The 17,919-nt window shown below is 63.5% G+C and carries 16 protein-coding genes; 5 read left to right on the forward strand and 11 right to left on the reverse strand.

Features of this window, described 5'->3' with window-relative positions; genetic code table 11:
* Positions 1–6: 6 nt before the first annotated feature.
* From E3E11_RS03575 to E3E11_RS03590, 4 genes are all read right to left on the reverse strand, one after another.
* Positions 7–1,308 carry an Nramp family divalent metal transporter gene (locus E3E11_RS03575; protein WP_141451223.1) on the reverse strand — a complete coding sequence of 434 codons (1,302 nt, stop codon included), beginning with the start codon at positions 1,306–1,308 and terminating at the stop codon, positions 7–9.
* 86 nt (positions 1,309–1,394) lie between these two features.
* Positions 1,395–1,694, reverse strand: coding sequence for a DUF3297 family protein (locus tag E3E11_RS03580; protein ID WP_141451224.1), 300 nt, complete (start codon positions 1,692–1,694; stop codon positions 1,395–1,397).
* Between the two features lie 76 nt (positions 1,695–1,770).
* Entirely contained in the window at positions 1,771–2,235 is a 465-nt protein-coding gene (locus tag E3E11_RS03585; protein WP_141451225.1) for a RidA family protein, read from the reverse strand.
* A gap of 131 nt (positions 2,236–2,366) precedes the next feature.
* Complete coding sequence (locus E3E11_RS03590) at positions 2,367–4,214, reverse strand: chloride channel protein (protein WP_141451226.1); 1,848 nt, start codon at positions 4,212–4,214, stop codon at positions 2,367–2,369.
* A gap of 116 nt (positions 4,215–4,330) precedes the next feature.
* Between E3E11_RS03590 and E3E11_RS03595 the strand changes: the two genes are divergently transcribed.
* On the forward strand, positions 4,331–5,182 hold the full coding sequence (locus E3E11_RS03595) for an alpha/beta fold hydrolase (RefSeq protein ID WP_231118985.1): 852 nt from the start codon (positions 4,331–4,333) through the stop codon (positions 5,180–5,182).
* Here the strand turns inward: E3E11_RS03595 and E3E11_RS03600 are convergent.
* The 6 genes from E3E11_RS03600 to gmk form a co-directional block, all read right to left on the reverse strand.
* Positions 5,179–6,114 carry a DMT family transporter gene (locus E3E11_RS03600; protein ID WP_141451227.1) on the reverse strand — a complete coding sequence of 312 codons (936 nt, stop codon included), beginning with the start codon at positions 6,112–6,114 and terminating at the stop codon, positions 5,179–5,181. The two genes, E3E11_RS03595 and E3E11_RS03600, sit on opposite strands and share 4 nt — an antisense overlap.
* An 80-nt stretch (positions 6,115–6,194) precedes the next feature.
* On the reverse strand, positions 6,195–6,905 hold the full coding sequence (locus E3E11_RS03605; protein ID WP_141451228.1) for a LysE family translocator: 711 nt from the start codon (positions 6,903–6,905) through the stop codon (positions 6,195–6,197).
* Between the two features lie 249 nt (positions 6,906–7,154).
* A complete protein-coding gene (locus tag E3E11_RS03610; protein ID WP_141451229.1) occupies positions 7,155–9,581 on the reverse strand; it encodes a heavy metal translocating P-type ATPase in 2,427 nt (808 codons plus the stop codon).
* A complete protein-coding gene (gene hisD, locus E3E11_RS03615; protein WP_141451230.1) occupies positions 9,578–10,888 on the reverse strand; it encodes a histidinol dehydrogenase in 1,311 nt (436 codons plus the stop codon). The genes E3E11_RS03610 and hisD overlap by 4 nt, the downstream gene beginning before the upstream one ends.
* Positions 10,885–11,664: an ATP phosphoribosyltransferase gene (gene hisG, locus E3E11_RS03620; RefSeq protein WP_141451231.1), complete on the reverse strand. Its 780-nt coding sequence runs from the start codon at positions 11,662–11,664 to the stop codon at positions 10,885–10,887. The genes hisD and hisG overlap by 4 nt, the downstream gene beginning before the upstream one ends.
* A 153-nt stretch (positions 11,665–11,817) precedes the next feature.
* Complete coding sequence (gene gmk, locus E3E11_RS03625; RefSeq protein ID WP_231119017.1) at positions 11,818–12,426, reverse strand: guanylate kinase; 609 nt, start codon at positions 12,424–12,426, stop codon at positions 11,818–11,820.
* 595 nt (positions 12,427–13,021) lie between these two features.
* Between gmk and pqqA the strand changes: the two genes are divergently transcribed.
* From pqqA to pqqD, 4 genes are all read left to right on the forward strand, one after another.
* Entirely contained in the window at positions 13,022–13,135 is a 114-nt protein-coding gene (pqqA, locus tag E3E11_RS03630) for a pyrroloquinoline quinone precursor peptide PqqA (RefSeq protein WP_141451232.1), read from the forward strand.
* A gap of 192 nt (positions 13,136–13,327) precedes the next feature.
* The gene (pqqB, locus tag E3E11_RS03635; RefSeq protein WP_141452099.1) at positions 13,328–14,347 is read left to right on the forward strand and encodes a pyrroloquinoline quinone biosynthesis protein PqqB; all 1,020 of its coding nucleotides are present in this window, start codon (positions 13,328–13,330) and stop codon (positions 14,345–14,347) included.
* Complete coding sequence (gene pqqC, locus E3E11_RS03640) at positions 14,344–15,204, forward strand: pyrroloquinoline-quinone synthase PqqC (RefSeq protein ID WP_141451233.1); 861 nt, start codon at positions 14,344–14,346, stop codon at positions 15,202–15,204. Before pqqB ends, pqqC begins: the two co-directional genes overlap by 4 nt.
* Before the next feature lie 28 nt (positions 15,205–15,232).
* Entirely contained in the window at positions 15,233–15,523 is a 291-nt protein-coding gene (gene pqqD / locus E3E11_RS03645; protein ID WP_141451234.1) for a pyrroloquinoline quinone biosynthesis peptide chaperone PqqD, read from the forward strand.
* Positions 15,524–15,619: 96 nt separating this feature from the next.
* Here pqqD and E3E11_RS03650 read toward each other — a convergent pair whose 3' ends face one another.
* A complete protein-coding gene (locus tag E3E11_RS03650; protein WP_141452100.1) occupies positions 15,620–17,812 on the reverse strand; it encodes a pyrroloquinoline quinone-dependent dehydrogenase in 2,193 nt (730 codons plus the stop codon).
* Positions 17,813–17,919: the final 107 nt, after the last annotated feature.

A 17,919-nucleotide genomic window follows, 5' to 3' on the forward strand; every position in this document is an offset into this window, starting at 1 on the left:
GAAGGCTTATAGAAGCCCTTTCAGAGCATCATACAGAAGCTTGCCGTTCAGCCCGACCAGGGTCAGCGCCACCAGCCAGGCCATCGCGACCCAGAAAGGCGAAAGGGCGAAGGGACCCATTTTCCTGCGGCTGCTGGTAAACACCACCAGCGGAATGACTGCGAAGGGCAGCTGCAGTGACAGCACCACCTGACTGAGAATCAGCAGGCTGCCCACATGGCCTTCGCCCCACAGGCCGATGATCAGCAGAACCGGCAGCACGGCCACGCCCCGCGTCAGCAGGCGCCGCAGCCAGGGGGGCAGGGAAATGTGCAGAAAACCTTCCATCACGATCTGACCGGCCAGGGTGCCGGTCACCGTGGAATTGGTGCCTGCCGCCAGCAGCGCCACAGCAAACAGCGTGGAGGCCATGCCGAACCCCAGAACGGGGGTGAGAAGCTTCCACGCATCGCTCAGCTCGGCGACATTCTGGTATTTCGTGCCGTGAAAAGCAGCGGCCGCCACGATCAGAATGGCCGCATTGACCCCGAGCGCCAGGGTGAGGGCGAACCCGCTGTCCAGCTGCGCCCAGCGCAGCGCCTCACGCCGCCCTTCCAGCGTGCGGGGATAAGCGCGTGTTTTGACCAGGGCGGAGTGCAGGTAAAGGTTATGGGGCATTACCGTTGCCCCGATGATGCCGATAGCCAGATACAGCATGCCGGGATCGGTCAGGATATGCGGGCTGGGAATGAAGCCGTGCAGCAGGGCTTTCAGGGCCGGATGGGCCATGACGACTTCAATGCCGAAGCAGAGCGCGATGATTCCCAGCAGGGCCATGACGAAGGCTTCAAGCAGCCGGAATCCCCAGCGCATCAGCAACAGAGCCAGAAACACGTCTCCGACTGACAGAAACGCGCCCAAAAGAAGCGGGAAGCCGAAAAGCAGCTGCAATGCAACCGCCGTGCCGATGACCTCAGCCAGGTCGCAGGCGATGATGGCGATCTCGCAGGTGAACCACAGAAATCCGTTCAGCCAGGGCGGCAGCCAGAGCCGGCAGGCCTGTGCCAGGTCCTGACCCGTGGCGATGCCCAGGCGCGCGGACAGGGACTGCAGCAGAACCGCCATCAGATTGGAGATCAGGATGACGCTGAGCAGCGTATAGCCGTAACGCGCACCGCCTTCGAGATCCGTGGCCCAGTTGCCGGGGTCCATATAGCCCACAGCCACCATGTAGCCCGGCCCCACAAAGGCCTGGAACCGCCTGAACGCCGAAGCGCCTGCCGGCGCCAGCCCCACCAGCGGCACAGCGGCGAGCCGCCCTTCAGCCATGGCCGGCACCACTTTCAGGCTGCGCCGCCCGGACTGCCCGTCTCCCGCAGGGCAGGCCTTGCCTGTCTCTGGTTCAGGAGCAGAAATCAGGAGGGCTTTCCTTCCTGGGAACTGGCCTGGGGATTGGCAGCGCCCGTATCCTTTTCGGCGTCATCACGGAACCACACTTCCACAGGTCCCTTGAGCTTGAGGGTCATGGGGCGGCCATTGCGATCCACGGCACGGCCAGCGGCCACCCGGATCCAGCCTTCGCTGAGGCAGTATTCCTCAACATTGGTCTTTTCCTGACCGTTGAAGCGCACGCCGATACCGCGCGACAGCGCGTCGTGGTCATAAAAGGGGCTATCGGGATAGATGGAAAGACGGTCAGGCGGCGTTGCGGTCACGGTGGAAACTCCCACAAGGAAAAATTACGTGCTGAGCGCCGGAACAGGCTTGCCGTCCCGGCAAAAGGGTGGCTCTTCAGACGACTTCGAAAATGGCCTCGACCTCGACAGGGGCATTGAGCGGCAGGCTGGTGACGCCGACCGTGCTGCGGGCGTGATTGCCGTGCGGGGCAAAAACCGTGGCTGCCAGGTCCGAAGCGCCGTTCATGACCGGGGCCAGCTCAGTGAAGTCCGGGGCGCAGGCAACGAAGCCGCCCAGGCGCACCACCTGCTTGACGCGGCTGAGATCCCCTTCCAGCGCGTTCTGAAGCTGGGCCAGAATATTGATGAAGCAGGCGCGCGCGCAGGCTTCCCCAGCCTGGTTCGACACGCCGGCGCCAAGCTTGCCCTCGATCAGCAGCTTGCCGTCAACAAGCGGCAGCTGACCTGAGACGAAAAGCAGGCTGCCTGTCTGTACGACCGGCACATAATTGGCGACCGGCGCAGCGGCTGGGGGAAGGGTGATGCCAAGCTGGGTCAGGCGTTGTTCGGGGGTGCTCATGTCAAAGGGTTTCCTTCAGCAACCGAAGATGGAGAGAACGGATCAGGCACACCGGAAAAGAGTGCCTTCAATGCGCCCACCCTACACTGACCCGCTGCCTGCGCGCTACACCGGCGAATAGGGGCCAGCAATCAGACCGGGAAGCGGTCCTCGCCGGCCAGCTCACGCCGCGAACGCTCCAGCTCGGCTGCATAACGGCGCAACGTGTAGTGCTCCTCCAGCTGGCCCACCACCTGGCGTGAGAGCCGGTCCTCGACGACCACCAGAACATCCGCTTCCGCCTTGGCAAAGCTTTCCAGCGCCGCACGCGCCGTCATTTCGGGAATAAGCATGGTGTCATGCTGGCGGCCCAGAATAGCTACCGGTTCATCAGAGGAAGGACCTGCATGGAGCTCAGCGATGGAAACCATCCCTTCATAGCGCCCGTCTTCGCCCACCAGGACGATCCGCCGCCCGCTGCCTACCGGAAACAGGGCGCGTGCACGCGTCAAGGGGGTACCGGCCGGAAGGGTGCGGACACGTGTGCGCATGAGGCTCTGCACTGAGAGCGAACGCAGCCCGCCGATATCGACCGCGGAGAGAATGGTTTCGCCCCGCAGGTGGAAACGCCAGGTGGAGAAATTATAGCCGAACAGGTGCTTGACGGTCAGAAAGGCCAGAATGGCGGCCAGAACCACGCCGCTGGCCAGGCCGGCATCATCGGTCATTTCCAGCACCAGGCAGATCATGGTCATCGGGCCGCCGATGATCGCCACCCCCACCGCACTCATTCCCAGAACGGCACAGACCACCGGCTGGTGCGGTGCCAGGCCGTAAGGCGCCAGCAAGGCACCGAGCCCCAGCCCGGCCAGCGCTCCCAGATAAAGCGAGGCGAAAAACAGCCCGCCCCTGAAGCCCGATCCGACGGAAAGCGACGTGGCCAGCGCCTTGGCCCCCAGCAGGAGCAGGGCCATCGCAGCGCCCACCTTGCCGCAGAGCACCAGCCAGATGGCCGCATGGCCTGAAGACAGCACAGCCGGGCTTACAGTGCCGGCCAGCACAGCCACCAGGCTCCCTCCCAGGACAGGACGCAGCCAGGCCGGACCGGGAAGCCGGCGAAACAGAGCCTCGAACTGCGTCACGCCCCACATGATGACGATGGCGCTCAGCGTGCAGGCGATCGACAGCACGGCAACCCCTGCCACGTCACGCCACCCCATGTGCCAGTCCGGCTGCTGAAAGATAAGCTCGGTGCTGGGCGGCAGGCCGAGCAGATGCACCATTCCCACCCCGGCGATGGCCGCAGCGGCAATGGGCGCCAGGTTGAGCAGGCAATACGTGCCGATGATCAGCTCGAAAGCATAAAACGCGCCACCCAGCGGCGCATTGAGCGCCGCTCCGATCGCCCCTGCAGCCCCTGCCCCCACCAGCATACGCAGATCCTCGCGCCGCACCCGGAAGGACTGGCCCAGCCAGGAGCCGAGAGCCGAGGAGATCTGGGAAAAGCCTGCCTCCAGCCCGATGCTGGCGCCTACGCTGTTGGAGAGGGTGTTCTGCGCGACCAGAACCAGGGAATCGCCAAGCGACATGCGCCCGCCATACAAGGCATTGGCTTCGATGGGGTCAATGGTGGGGCGACGGATGAGCTGGCTGGCAACCAGACTGACCACCCCGACAGCCATCCCGCCCAGAAGCAGAACCGTCAGGCAGCGTTGCCAGGGCAGATGCGCCAGCGCTGAAAGATGTCCGCTGTTGTGCAGGTTGTAGAGAAATCTGTGCGCCATCAGGGTAAAGCGCGTCACCACCACCACGCACATGCCGCCCAGCGCCCCGACGCAGGCTGCAAGCAAGGTCAGCCAGACGGGGTGGCGGCGCACCAGGCCACGCAACAGCGGGGGAGCTGCGCGCACCAGAGCACGCCTGCGAAGCCGTGCGAAGTTGATCCGCGGCCTGGCCTGATCCTCCCGCTTGCGTCGCGTCCCTTTCCACCCCGCTCTCATCTCGCCTGTTTCCGCTCCCAAGGCCCGGCTTTCCAGCAGAACCGATCCTGTTCTAGGCTCCGGCCTGGAACGCGTTGCCCCAATTTCCGTCCGTAATCTGTCCTGTGGAGCTCACCATGCAGCTAACTTTTCATGAACGCAACGAGCAGGGCAGCATGCAGAAGCCGGCAGTGGTGCTTCTGCACGGCGTCTTCGGTCGCGGCCGCAACCTGGGGCAGCTGGCCCGCAGCCTGGCCCCTGATTTCCGGGTATGGGCCTTTGACCTGCGCAACCATGGCGACAGTCCCCACGGCCCCGTTTCCTATGAGGCGATGGCGCAGGACGTTCTGGACACCATGACACAGCTGGAGCTGGAACGCGCTTGCGTGCTCGGCCACTCCATGGGGGGAAAAACCGCCATGGCCATGGCACTGCTAGCGCCTGAGCGGGTGGAACGCCTAGTGGTGGCAGATATCGCGCCCGCACCGGTGCATTTCGGCCAGCGCCGCCTGGCTCAGACCCTGGCAGCGCTGAAATTCCCCGTTTTGCGCGACCGCCAGGAGGTGCGGGCTTTTCTGCTGGCCGCCCTGAGGGGAATGCCGGGCACGGCTTCCAGCGACCAGGCATCAGATCCGGCCCTGGCAGATTGGCTGGGCCAGAATCTTGCCTTCGGCCCCACCGCCCCTGCGCGCTGGACGATCGGCATGAACCAGATCGCCGAAGGCTTTGCCCAGATTGAAGACTGGCCACAGGCCCTGAATCAACGGCGCTGGAAGGGACCAGCCCTTTTCCTGCGCGGCGGGCGCTCTCCCTATGTCAGCCCTGACAGCTGGCCGGCCGTAAAAGCGCTTTTTCCCAATGCCATGCTCCAGACCCTGCCAGATGCCGGGCACTGGCTGCATGTGGAGCAGCCTGAGGCCTTCAATGATGCCGTCCGGCACTTTCTGCTTGGGCCGGATACATCAGGTGGCCCCACTGACAGTCCCTAACCCGCTTTGGGCCCGGAGCGGTTGCGCGCCCCTGACCGCGGCACTTTCAGTTTCAGCTCGCTTATGATTACTCCCGCGACGATCAGCACCGCTCCCAGAAAAGCGTGGGCTGGCAGGCGCTCGCCCAGGAACCGGCCGAACAGCCCGCCCCAGATTGGCTCGCAGGCATAGATGAGTGTCGCGCGCGTAGGCGAAATATCGCGCTGGGCCCAGTTCATCGCCAGCTGGATGCCGACACTGGCCACGCCCAGCCCCAGAGCAGGACCGGCCCAGCCCCAGTTGAAGGCCGGAACAGTTTCATGAAACACGGGCATCGCCCCCAGAGCGTAAACGCCTGTGGCCAGCAGCTGCACAGCCGTGACATTGGCGATATTGAGCGGTTTTCTGGCCTGGCCGAACCAGCTTATCAGGACGATCTCGAACGCCACCGCCACAGCTGAAAGGAGGGTCAGCGTATCGCCCGGGGTGAAATCACCGAAACTAGCCCAGCCTTTCAGACCCTGGTCGGTCAGCAGAAGCAGACCGGCAAAAGCGCAGGCAAGGCCGAGCCACGCCTGCAGCCGGGGCGGGCGGCGCATCACAAGCCATTGCAGCAATGGCACTGTCGGCACGTACAGGGCGGTCAGGAAAGCGGACTGGCTGATGGTGATGGTCTCCAGCCCCACAGTCTGCAGCACCTGGCCCAGACATACAGCCACGCCGATCACCATCCCGGCCAGGATCTCACGCCCGGTCACCCGCCGCAGCTGGCGTGCAAACAGGGCAGCCGTGATGAGGCCTGCTATCAGGAAACGGGCCCCGACGAAAAAGAGCGGACCGCAGAACTGCAGCGCCAGGTGAATGGCGGCATAGGAGCCCCCCCACACGACGGTCGCAGCCAGAAGGGCCAGTTCGGGAAGGGGTAGCCGGGACAGAAACACACGCAAAGCCATGCGCCTTACTGCCACAGTCCCTTGCTGGGACCCAGGGCCCGTCCCGGTTCTTCCCTTCCCGTTCTCGGCCTCCGTTTCCATCAGTGAGGCGCCGTGGCCATGGCCAGACTGAAGGCGAAGTAAAGGAACATGACGCCCGTCACCCGGTCGATCCAGCGTCCGATAGCCGGACGGGCGAGAAGATGGCCCAGCGGCACGGTCAGGAAGACCAGCGCGCCCAGGAAAATCAGCGCTTCCACCATGAGGATCAGGGTAAGGAGCATGGTGAATTCCACCACGTTGCTGCCATGAGGAATGAACTGGGGGAAAAAGCTCACCACGAAAACGCCGGTTTCGGGGCTGAGCTGGTCAGTGGTCAGACCGCGTCTCACCCCCTGCCAGAACGTCCGGAACCGGCTCTTCCACGCCAGTCTGCGCCGGTCCGAATCGTGCCCCTGGACAGAAGCGATCCGGGCCTCGGGTTCCGCCAGTGCCAGGGCTTCGCCTTCCAACGCGTCATTGGGGCGGAAGATCATCTGCAGGCCCAGCCAGGCCAGATACAGCGCGCCGGCCCATTTGAGAATCGTATAGGCCGTCGGAGAGACGGCAAGCAGGGCACACAAGCCCAGAGAAGCCCAGATTCCCCAGAGCAGCTGCGACAGAACGATGCCGCACACAGCCCCCATCCCAAGCGCATGACCACCACGAATGGCGGAGCGCAGCACCAGCGCCGCCCCCACCCCCGGCGAGATCGTGAACATGGTGGAAGCCAGCGTGAAATTGAGCAGCGAAGTGGTGACAGGAGTCATCATGAACGGCACAGCCTGGCAGACAGGTGCAGGAAGGAAGGCAAGTGCCGCAGAATCATTGGTGTTTCATCCCCCCTTCCTGCCTTCCGGTCCTGGGCCCAGCCACCGGGAAACGGTCGTTTCATATGTGGCAGTCTGATACCGCTGGGACTTTCAGCCTTTTCAGGAAAGGCGGAGGTATAGCATCGGGACTGCCGGGGAAAAAGACCGCGCCTCACCGTTGTCTGCAAAATCTGCTGCCACCCCCGCCGTTCAGGCGTCAGCAAAGGGAAAACGGGGATGCCAACGATTGAGAAGCAGGGCATTGCCCACCACACAGACTGAGCTCAGTGCCATCATGGCTGAAGCGAAAACCGGACTCAGAACCCCCAAAGCGGCCAGGGGAATGCACAGAGCGTTGTAGCCGAAAGCAAAAAAGAGATTCTGGCGGATACACCGCATCACGGCTGCCGAAAGTGACAGCGCGGGCGGCAGGGCGGCCAGGCCCCCGCGCATCAGCACGATATCAGCGCTCTCAAGCGCCAGCGCCGCGCCACTGCCCAGCGCGATCCCCAGATCGGCTTCTGCCAGGGCAGGCGCATCATTGATGCCGTCGCCGACCATGCCGACGATCTGCCCCTCTGCCTCCAGCCGGGCGATTTCCTCCGCTTTCTGTCCCGGCAGCACACCGGCGCGCACGATTTCAATTCCCAGCGCACGTGCCACCAGATGCGCAACGCGCGGCTGGTCGCCCGAAAGCAGGGCCGGGGTGATGCCTTCAGCAACCAGCGCCTGCAGCACCGCCCGGTCTTCAGGACGCAGACGGTCAGCAAAAGCCAGGAAGCCCACCAGCTGGGCCGGCTGGGCAGCCGTGCGTTGCCAGGCGACCGCCACTGCCGTGTGACCAAGCGTTTCCTGCCGCTCCAGCCAGGCTGTTGCTTCTGCCGTCCAGCCGACATGACGGCTTTCCAGAAAGGCGCGTGTGCCGAGCCAGGCCTGGCCGCCCTGGGGCAGCGCGCCTTCAATGCCCTGACCGGGAACAGCCCGGATGTTGACAAGCTTCGGCAGAGTGTTTTCAAGCACACTTTCCGGAATTTCTCCCGGCGTCCGTTCTTCCGCTGCCGCACGGACGGCACGTGCGAGCGGGTGTTCGGACACGCGTTCCAACGCGGCTGCCAGCGCCAGAAGAAATGTCTCGCTGTAGGGCGCTACAGCCTGGCAGGCAACAAGGCTGGGCCTGCCCTCAGTCAGGGTGCCGGTCTTGTCGAACACCAGCATGGTCAGCTTGCGTGCACGCTCCAGTGCACGGGCGCTGCGGAAGAGAATACCTGCCCGCGCTCCGCGCGCCGTGCCCACCATGATGGCTGTGGGCGTGGCCAGACCAAGCGCGCAGGGGCACGCTACCACCAGCACTGCGACTGCCCGGATCAGCGCCGGGGCAAAAGCGCCGAGCCAGATCCAGTTGCCCAGCAGCGCCAGAAGGGCGACTGCCAGCACGACCGGCACGAAAACAGCTGATATGCGGTCAGCCAGCGTCTGGATATCGGCCTTGCTGGCCTGGGCGCGCGCCACGAGCTGGACGATGCGGGCCAGTTCGGTCGTCTCGCCCGCCTGCTCCACCCGCACGCCAAGCGCACCGAGCCGGTTGATCGCCCCGGCAAGCACCTGCTGGCCCGGCCCGCGTTCCACAGGCATCGACTCACCGCTCAACAGAGATTCATCAAGCTCGGAAATGCCGTGCAGCACGGTTCCGTCCGCTGGCACGGTTTCACCCGGGCGCACAATAACCACCTGTCCCGGCTGCAGCTGGCCTGCGGGCACATCCACCAACAGCGTCTCGCCGTCCGGGCCGGGGCTCTCGAGATGCGCCATGACGGGCCGGGCCTGCAGCAGATGGGCCAGGCCTGCCCGCGCACTGTTGCGCGCCTGCAGCTCCAGCCACCTTCCCAGCAGCACCAGGGTGATCACCGTGGCCCCGGAATCGAAATAAAGCGGTTGCGGCAACCTGAACGCCATGACCGCCACGCTCCAGCACCAGGCGGCGAAAGAACCCAGGATCACCAGCACGTCCATATTGGCCCCGCCGTGCCGCAGCGCCGCCCAGCCCTGCCGCCAGAAGCGGCGCGCGCACCAGAACTGCACCACACTGGCCAGAACCAGCTGCACCCAGGGTGGCGGCATCAGGTCACCGCACCCTGGAAGCATGGGCAGTATCAGAGGCAGCGTGCACATCAGCGCAACAGTGAAATCGGCCAGGATCAGGAAGCCCTGTCTGCCGCTCTTTCCGTTTTCTCCAGCAAGCCTGGAGAAAGGCCTTTTCCCGCTTTCAGAAGCCGCCGGGCCTGGAGGGGCACCTGCGGCCTGCTGCAGGTTTTCTTCCGGCAGCGCTGTAAATCCGGCTTTTCCGACCGCCTGCACGACTTCATGCACCAGCAGTTCTTTCTGCGCGTGTGACAACGCATCAGGGATCAGCAGTTGGGCGGTGCCGGTGGCGAAGCTGACATTCACCTCGTGGCTCGCCGCCTCTTCGGCACCCGCCTGGCCATCAGGGGCGGGAGAAGACTGAAAAAAGGAAGTAAGCACGCGACCGAGCACGCGCTGCAGACGCACCGCACAGGCGGCGCAACTCATGCCCTCTATCTTGAAAACCACCGGCTTGAAAACCACCGGCCTGTAAGCTGGCGCCTGGTCTGCCTTCATTCCGACCCCTGCCCGGTCAGCCGCCTTATCCGCTCGGACAGGCTGAGACCATGCGCCTCCAGCCCTTCCGCGCGCGCCAGTTCCGCGCCAGCCGGACCGATGGCCAGCAGGCCGGCGGCATCAGTTTCGATGGTAGTGGTGCGCTTGAGAAAATCAAACACGGAAAGGCCGGAGGAAAAACGCGCCGTCCGGCTGGTAGGCAGCACATGGTTGGGGCCCCCGACATAGTCCCCCAAAGCTTCGGGGCAGTGACGGCCCATGAAAATCGCTCCGGCATGGCGTACACCTGCACTGAAGGCCCGGGGGTCGTCAAGCATCACTTCCAGATGTTCGGGAGCCAGGGCATTGACGATCTCCGACGCTTCCCCCCAGTCGCGCACCACCACGACCGCACCGTGATCCTCCCAGCTTCTGCGAGCGATCTCGCGGCGTGACAGGATGGCCAGGATTTCCTCCACCGTTGCAACCACACGCTCGGCAAAGGCGGCGTCATCCGTGATGAGAACGGCCTGAGCCCGCTCATCATGTTCAGCCTGCGCCAGAAGATCCAGCGCCACCAGGGCGGGATCGTTGGAGCTGTCAGCCACGACGACGATTTCAGAAGGACCGGCAATACTGTCGATGCCGGTATGGCCGTAGACCTGCTTCTTGGCTTCAGCCACGTAAGCGTTGCCAGGACCGGTGATGCGGTCAACCGGCGCGATGGTGACTGTGCCGTAAGCCATGGCCGCCACCGCCTGTGCACCGCCGATCCGGTAGATCTCCGTCACCCCGCACAGCTGGGCTGCCGCCATGACCAACGGATTGAGCTCACCGCCCGGCGTGGGCACACACATGGCCAGCCGCTCCACGCCGGCCACGCGGGCTGGCAGGGCGTTCATCAGGACCGAGGAAGGATAAGCGGCCTTGCCGCCCGGCACGTAGAGACCGGCTGAATCAAGCGCAATCCACCGCATGCCCAGGCGTATGCCTTCTGCGTCCGTCATATCCAGGTCACGCGGCATCTGAGCTTCATGAAAGGCTGTGATGCGCGCGGCTGCCAGTTCAAGCGCCGCACGGGTTTCTGAGGGCACCTGGGCAGCGCTTTCAGAAATCTCCTCCTGCGTCAGCCGCAGGGTCTGGGGTGTCAGCGTTACCCGATCAAAACGCTCCGTCAGCTCACAAAGAGCGGCATCTCCGCGCGCCCGCACGTCCTGGATGATATCGCGCACGGGTGCAGCAACAGATTCCCCCTGCTGACCGCGCGCTGTCAGCAAGGCCTGGAATCTCAGGAAAAAAGCCGGATCGCTCGTATCCAGATAGATCATCGCCCTGCCTCATTGGCGTGCATGGTCGCTCTTTTTTCTTTCTGCACCTGCTCCCCGGGACCGGAACCTGCGGGCGCCGATTTTGCGGAGACCGCCTGGCGGAAACGCTCAATCAGGGTGCCGACCTCTTCAGGCCGGGTTTTCAGCGCCACGCGATTGACGATCAGGCGGCTTGAAACCGGCGTGATGGTTTCGATCTCTTCCAGTCCGTTGGCCTGCAATGTCGCGCCTGTGTCAACAAGGTCGACAATCACATCGGCCATGCTCAGCGTCGGGGCGAGCTCCATGGCGCCATGCAGGTGCACGATTTCGGCATTGATAGCCCGGGCTGCAAAATGGCGCCGGGCAATGGCCGGATACTTCGTTGCCACCCGCAGGCGTGAGCGGCCCTCAGGGCGCCTATCCACTTCCTGCGCCCTGGCAGGCAACGGCTTCTGCCGCCCCTCGGGTTCCTTCAGGCGCGCTACCGCCACGCGGCACCCACCGATCCCGAGATCGAGCGGGGTATAGAGATCTGGGTAGTCGAATTCCATCAGCACGTCAGAGCCGCACACCCCGAGTGCCGCCCCGCCATAGGCCACGAAAGTGGCCACATCAAAGGAGCGGACGCGCACGATATCGAGATGGGGGTCACTTGTGGGAAAGCGCAGGCGCCTGCTGCTTTCATCAAGGCAGTCCGGCGCGGGCTCCAGCCCGGTCCGGGCCAGGACAGGCCGCAGGGCTTTGAGAATCCGTCCCTTGGGCAGCGCGAGAACGAGCGGAGAAGGCGCAGACATCAGACCCTCCTGCTGGGAGCGCGGCCCCGAAAAAGCTCTGCGCCAGGCGAAGACAGGTTCAGGAACAAGCGGTGGCCGCGCGGCTTCCGATCCCAGAAACGTGAAGCAGAATCTCCAGGTGGTCAATGGCCCTTCCTGCTTCGCTCAGCCCCCTCACTCAACCGGGGAGAAACGTGCGACCTGGGCATGCAGGTCACGCCTGCGCCTGACAGCCATCCGTGCGGCCGTCAGCACGGCCTGCGCCTCTTCCACCGCCTGATCAAGTACCTCATTGACCAGAACGTAATCGAACTCGTTCCAGTGGGAGATCTCATCCATGGCTGCCCGCATGCGTTTGCCGATTTCCTCAGCGCTGTCGGAATCGCGCCCGCGCAGCCGGCTTTCCAGCGCTTCCAGCGAAGGGGGCAGCACGAACAGCCCCACCACGTCTTCCGGCAACGCCTTGCGAAGCTGGCGATAGCCCTGCCAGTCGATATCAAGAATGACATCCCGCCCGCTTTCCAGCGCTTCCAGCAAGGGTTTGCGCGGGGTGCCGTAACCACGGCCGAACACTTCGGCCCATTCCAGCAGATCGCCCTTTCGAGCCATGTCACGGAACTGGTCCAGCGGCCGGAAGTGATAATCCACCCCTTCGCGCTCGCCCGGACGCGGCGCACGCGTCGTGACGGATACGGAGGTAAAGAGGGAAGGGTCACGTGCCCGCAGGGCACGGGCAATGGTGGATTTCCCGGCCCCTGAGGGGGCTGCGATCACCAGGCACACCCCGCGCCGCCCGGGCTGGACTGAACGGGCCGGCGCGCCGGGGGAAGAAGGCGCGGCAGGCGCTGCGGATGGCACGTGCGCGTCAGCGGGAAGAGAGGGGGCGGGGCAGGAAGGCTGGGGCACGGCAGTCCGTCTCCTGGGGGTTCGTAGCCTGTGCCGTTGCGGCTGTGAGCCCTTGTGAAACGGCAGCTGTCACCGGGTGCTTATAAAGAAAAAGGGAGATTTATGAAGAGCATGTCCGGCGCGCGGCAGGCAAGATCCCTGGCAGGATTCAGATCAACCGTCCCGGAGGAGCGGAAATACGCGGTTTCGTGAGCGGTTTTTGCTGTTTTTGACCTTTTCGTGCCTGCACTCATGGCCCATATTGTAGCTCAGGAAGAGCGCACATACGGCCCGATTGTTTTCATGGCCTACTTATAATGTTTATAATGGGCTCCCTTCCGGCACGGGTTTCCGCTGAAGCGAACCCTGCTGCCCTTTCCGGCTCTCAATCCGGCTGCCTTCTGAAACGGGTGCCCCATTGTGCAGCAGGGAAGACATGGATGAATAAAACGACTGTAAAACAGATCAAAACAGATAAAGAAAGAGACTTCCCATGACCTGGACCACTCCGAAAGTGACCGAAATCCCCCTGGGCGGCGAAATCAACTCCTATGTCTGCGCTGAACGCGCCCGCAAGACCGCTGCAACAGGCCGCGCTTCCAGCTGAGCCGACCCTGACATATCCATACCCCTAGTCCCGGGTCTGCCAGTCAGGCAAGGCCCAGGACTGTGCTGCCGGAGAGGCCAGCGCTTCTTCCTGATCCGACTCGTCTGGCCTGGCTGTAGCCGCTTCAGAAACGCGGCAGGGCCGGAATTTCAAAACCGGCTCCCTGTGAAATGAAACATGGACGTGCCAACCATGCTTGATGTCATCGTTCTGGGCGCTGCAGCCGGTGGCGGCTTTCCACAGTGGAATTCCGCAGCTCCTGGCTGCCTGGCGGCACGCAATGGTCTGAAGCAGGACCAGCGCGCGCCCGAGAACCCGCCTGATGCCGCGCCTGCCTTCGCCAAACCACGCAGCCAGGCTTCTCTGGCTTTCAGCGGAGATGGAAAGCACTGGTTCCTCATCAATGCTTCACCCGATCTGCGTGCTCAGATTCTGGCCACACCTGAACTTCAGCAGCCCGCTCCCCGGCAAGCCGGTGACCCGGTACGGGGAACGCCCATTGCTGGCGTTCTGCTCACCGGCGCTGAGATTGATGCGGCAGTGGGGCTGCTGACCCTGCGTGAGCGTGAGCCCTTCACCCTCTGGGGCAGCGCCAGCACCCTGGCGCAGCTTGACGCCAACCCGATGTTCGAGGCCCTCGACCGCGATATCGTCAAGCGTGAAAAGCTGGCTCTCGATGTCCCTTTTCCTCTCCCCCTCAAGGATGGCACGCCTTCCGGCCTGGTGTGCGAAGCTTTCGCGGTTCCTGGGAAGGCACCGCTTTATGCGGAGAAAGAGGGCAGCCAGCCTGATGAAACCCTCGGCTTTTCCATCACCGGCGGGGGGCGCACCCTGGTGGTGGTGCCGGGCTGCGCTGAAATCACCCCCTCCCTGATTGAGCGTGCACGCAAGGCGGATCTGTTTTTCTTCGATGGCACCCTGTGGCGCGACGATGAAATGATCCGCGCCGGTCTGAGCCCCAAAAGCGGTCACCGCATGGGCCATGTATCCGTCACCGGTGATGACGGGCCGCTGCGTCATTTCGCCGCCTGCGCCCGGCCGCGCAAGGTGCTGATCCACATCAACAACTCCAATCCTGTCCTGCTCGAAAACAGCCCCGAGCGGAGCCAGGCCGAAGCCGCGGGCTGGACCGTTGCCGAAGACGGCATGCGTTTTCATCTTGAAAGCCCGCCTGGTCCGCAAGCGGGCGCGCCTGGAGAGAGCCAACCATGACCTCCGCCCTCCCTGCCTTTCCCGCCCCTCCCGCTCTGGACACTCTCCTGACGCCTGATCAGCTGGAGGAAAGGCTCCGTGCCATCGGCGCAGAACGCTATCATCGCAATCACCCCCTACATAAAGCGATGTATGCAGGAGAGCTGACACGCGAACAGCTCCAGGCCTGGGCTTTGAACCGGTATTATTACCAGGCGCAGATTCCGGTAAAAGACGCCACCCTCATGGCCCGCCTGCCCACGCCTGAGCTGAGGCGTGAATGGAGGCGGCGCATCGTCGACCATGACGGCACAGAGCCCGCCGATACTTCCGCTACAGAAGGCGGAGTGACCCGCTGGCTGCACCTGACGAGAGGTCTGGGGCTGACAGACAATTACGTCACTTCACTGGAAGGCCTGTTGCCAGGCACCCGTTACGCTGTCGACGCTTATGTGGCTTTCGTGCGTGACCGGTCCATTCTGGCAGCCATCGCTTCCTCCCTGACCGAGCTTTTCTCACCTACCATCATTCCCGAGCGGATGTCGGGCATGTTGCGCCATTACCCCTTCATCACTGAAGAGACGATGGCTTATTTCAAGCCGCGCCTCACCCAGGCGCCGCGCGATTCCGAATTCGCCCTGGCCTGGGTACGCGCGCATGCCCGCACGCCCGAAACCCAGGCTGAGGTGATAGGCGCGCTTGAGTTCAAATGCGGCCTTCTGTGGACCCTGCTGGACGTGCTGGATTATTCCTACGGTCGCGGCGCGCAGGGACCTGCGCAGGCCCATATTCCTCCCGGCAGCTTCGTGCCCGAAGGCTACGTATCGGCCATCGGCGGCAAGCCGACGCAACACGCCCTCCTTTCCCCCGGTGCCTGAGCCCGACGTCGCAAAAGCTGCTGTGACAATGCCTGCCTTTACCCCGGCCAGCCGGCCGCTTTTTCGCCGCGGCGTGCGGTTGCAGCATGACCGGGTACGCAACCGCTGGCTTATCCAGGGCCCTGAGCGCGCCTGGCTGGCCGACGAAACCGCAGCCACCGTCCTGCAGCATCTGGACGGCAAACACAGCATCAACGATATCGCCGCCCTGCTGGCCACACGCTACAACGCCCCGACTGAGCAGATTCTGGCGGACATTCTGGACCTGCTTGCCGCTTTAAAGGCAAAAGACCTGCTGCGCGAAAAGCCGTCCGACTGATACGAAAACCCCATAAAAACACGACCGAAACAGAACGCCCCTCTTTTCTGGAGTGAAAAGAGGGGCGTTCATTGCAGTGGACGACCGTGGAAAAGATTATTTCTTATCTGCTTCGGCAGCCTGTCCCTTACCAGGCTGAGCTTCGTCTGGCAGGGCATAGACCACCAGGTCATCTGTAACCGGCGTTCTCATGAAATGATGCCCCCCGGCCATGACGGCAACATATTGCTTGCCGTTTACCCCGTAAGTCATCACGTTGGCCTGACCGCCGCCCGGCAGCACGTCACTCCACAGGACCTTGCCTGTTTTCATATCTAGCGCCCGCAGGAGATTGTCGGTCGCAGCCGCTACAAAAGCCACGCCACCCGCAGTCACCACAGGGCCGCCGTTATTGGGGGTGCCGATCTGCAGCGGCAGGCCGGTCGGCAGGTTCCAGGGGCCGTTGGCACGCGCGGTGCCCAGGGGATGCTGCCACAGCACCTTGTGGTTCTTGAGATCAATGGCCGTGATCATGCCGTAAGGCGGCTGGTTGCACAGCATTTCGGTGTAGGGATTCCAGAAAGGCGATACCACGATTCCGTAAGGCGTGTCGGCCATGGCGCCGTTGCCTTCAGCCAGGCTGGATTCACCTGAAGCTGCCGGCTGCGGCACGTCATTGGGGCGCAGCCCCATTCGGTCCGCCGTCTGGCGCGTCACGAGCTGATCATACATCGGCGTGTTATTCCAGTTGGCCAGCATGATGCCCGTTTTGGGATCATACGCCACACTGCCCCAATCCGTGCCGCCGTTATAGCCGGGGAACTCGATCCAGGGCTTGTCCAGGCTCGGGGGGGTGAACTCGCCTTTGTAATGGGCACGGCGGAACTTGATGCGGCAGTACAGCTGGTCCAGCGGCGACATGCCCCACATCTGCTTTTCCGTCAGCTCCTTTACCCCAAGTCGGGGCACGCCAACAGACCAGGGCTGGGTCGGAGAACGCGGATCTCCTGCAATGCGGCTGGGCTCAGGGACCGGTTTTTCCACTACCGGGAAATCAGCCAGAGGCTTGCCAGTCCGGCGGTCGATCACGAAAGTCTGGCCGCGTTTAGTCGGCACGAGCAGAGCGGGAATCGTCTGGCCGTCCTTGTCCTTGTAGTCAAACAGGGTGGGCTGGGCGCCCATGTCGTAGTCCCACACATCCTTGTGGACGGTCTGAAACACCCAGCGCGGCTCACCTGTCCTGGCATCCAGCGCCACGATGGCTGAAGAGACCTTGTTTTCGGCCGGCGTGCGCATGGCGCTGTAGTAATCGGCTGCTGAATTGCCGGTCGGCACATAGACCAGGCCCAGCTTGTCATCACCTGCCATGGCCGCCCAGGAGTTAGGCGTGCCGCGGCTGTAGAACTTGCCGGGACCAGGCTGATGATGGTCATCAGGATTATTGACATCCCAGGCCCAGACAAACTTCCCGCTTTCCGCATCATAACCGCGGATCACGCCTGAGGGCGCCCAGCGACGCTGGCCGTCCAGCACCTCGTGATTGACTACCGCAACACCGTTCACCACGGGCGGCGGCGTGGTCATGGACACAGTGCCCGGCACTGCCCAGCCCAGCCCCTGCATGAGATTGACCTGACCGTTATGGCCGAACATCGGACAGGCCTTGCCCGTGGCCGCATCAACGGCGATCAGCCGGGCATCCAGCGTGCCTTCGATCACGCGGTTGTGGCAGAGCTCGCCCTGAGGCACCTGCGAGGAGGTGAAATAGGTCACTCCCTTGCAGGCTGCCGTATAGGGGATGCTGTCATAACCGACACCTGCGTGATAATGCCAGATCTCGCGGCCTGTGGTCGCGTCCACGCGCATCATGTCATTCATGGCCGAGCACAGGTAAAGCGAGTCACCGATCTTGATCGGCGTTGTCTCAGCAGCCCATTTATTGGGTTTGTCGCGCGGAGGCAGGCTGCCGGTGTGATAGATGAAGGCACGCCGAAGCCTGCCGACATTTTCAGGCGTGATCTGCGTCAGAGGCGAGAAGCGGTTCTGCTCGTCACTCGCCCCGTAGGCCGCCCAGTCGCCCGGGGCGGGGTGAGCACTCTGCTGAGGCACAGGCGTGGGCAGGTCCTGAGCGGGGATCTCGCCGATGTCAGGCAGATGGGCAGGGTTGACGCTGGCTGGCTGGGGCGTGGTGGGAGGCGTGCTGGTATAGAGAGAGGACTGCGCTGAAGGATGGGCAGGATTACCGGCACTGTCGAGCCCCAGAACCTCTGATGAAGGCGGTATCTGCGCCCGTGCCCGACCCGGAAGCATTGCAGCGCCAAGTGCCAGCCCAGCGACCAGAAAGAGCGCTGTGCCGCCCAGAGCCCGAGCCCGCAATGATGGAAAGGCGCCATTCCCGCAGAAAGCACCGGAAACGT

The organism is Oecophyllibacter saccharovorans (assembly GCF_006542375.1).
In the GTDB taxonomy this organism is placed as follows: Bacteria; Pseudomonadota; Alphaproteobacteria; order Acetobacterales; family Acetobacteraceae; genus Oecophyllibacter; species Oecophyllibacter saccharovorans.

Excerpts from the sequence above, each read along its gene's own strand:
- E3E11_RS03575 (WP_141451223.1), bottom strand. The coding sequence starts at position 1,308 with ATGGCTGAAGGGCGGCTCGCCGCTGTGCCGCTGGTGGGGCTGGCGCCG.
- E3E11_RS03585 (WP_141451225.1), bottom strand. The coding sequence starts at position 2,235 with ATGAGCACCCCCGAACAACGCCTGACCCAGCTTGGCATCACCCTTCCC.
- E3E11_RS03590 (WP_141451226.1), bottom strand. The coding sequence starts at position 4,214 with ATGAGAGCGGGGTGGAAAGGGACGCGACGCAAGCGGGAGGATCAGGCC.
- E3E11_RS03595 (WP_231118985.1), top strand. The coding sequence starts at position 4,331 with ATGCAGCTAACTTTTCATGAACGCAACGAGCAGGGCAGCATGCAGAAG.
- E3E11_RS03600 (WP_141451227.1), bottom strand. The coding sequence starts at position 6,114 with ATGGCTTTGCGTGTGTTTCTGTCCCGGCTACCCCTTCCCGAACTGGCC.
- E3E11_RS03605 (WP_141451228.1), bottom strand. The coding sequence starts at position 6,905 with ATGATGACTCCTGTCACCACTTCGCTGCTCAATTTCACGCTGGCTTCC.
- E3E11_RS03610 (WP_141451229.1), bottom strand. The coding sequence starts at position 9,581 with ATGAAGGCAGACCAGGCGCCAGCTTACAGGCCGGTGGTTTTCAAGCCG.
- hisD (WP_141451230.1), bottom strand. The coding sequence starts at position 10,888 with ATGATCTATCTGGATACGAGCGATCCGGCTTTTTTCCTGAGATTCCAG.
- hisG (WP_141451231.1), bottom strand. The coding sequence starts at position 11,664 with ATGTCTGCGCCTTCTCCGCTCGTTCTCGCGCTGCCCAAGGGACGGATT.
- pqqA (WP_141451232.1), top strand. The coding sequence starts at position 13,022 with ATGACCTGGACCACTCCGAAAGTGACCGAAATCCCCCTGGGCGGCGAA.
- pqqB (WP_141452099.1), top strand. The coding sequence starts at position 13,328 with ATGCTTGATGTCATCGTTCTGGGCGCTGCAGCCGGTGGCGGCTTTCCA.
- pqqC (WP_141451233.1), top strand. The coding sequence starts at position 14,344 with ATGACCTCCGCCCTCCCTGCCTTTCCCGCCCCTCCCGCTCTGGACACT.
- pqqD (WP_141451234.1), top strand. The coding sequence starts at position 15,233 with ATGCCTGCCTTTACCCCGGCCAGCCGGCCGCTTTTTCGCCGCGGCGTG.
- E3E11_RS03650 (WP_141452100.1), bottom strand. The coding sequence starts at position 17,812 with ATGCTTCCGGGTCGGGCACGGGCGCAGATACCGCCTTCATCAGAGGTT.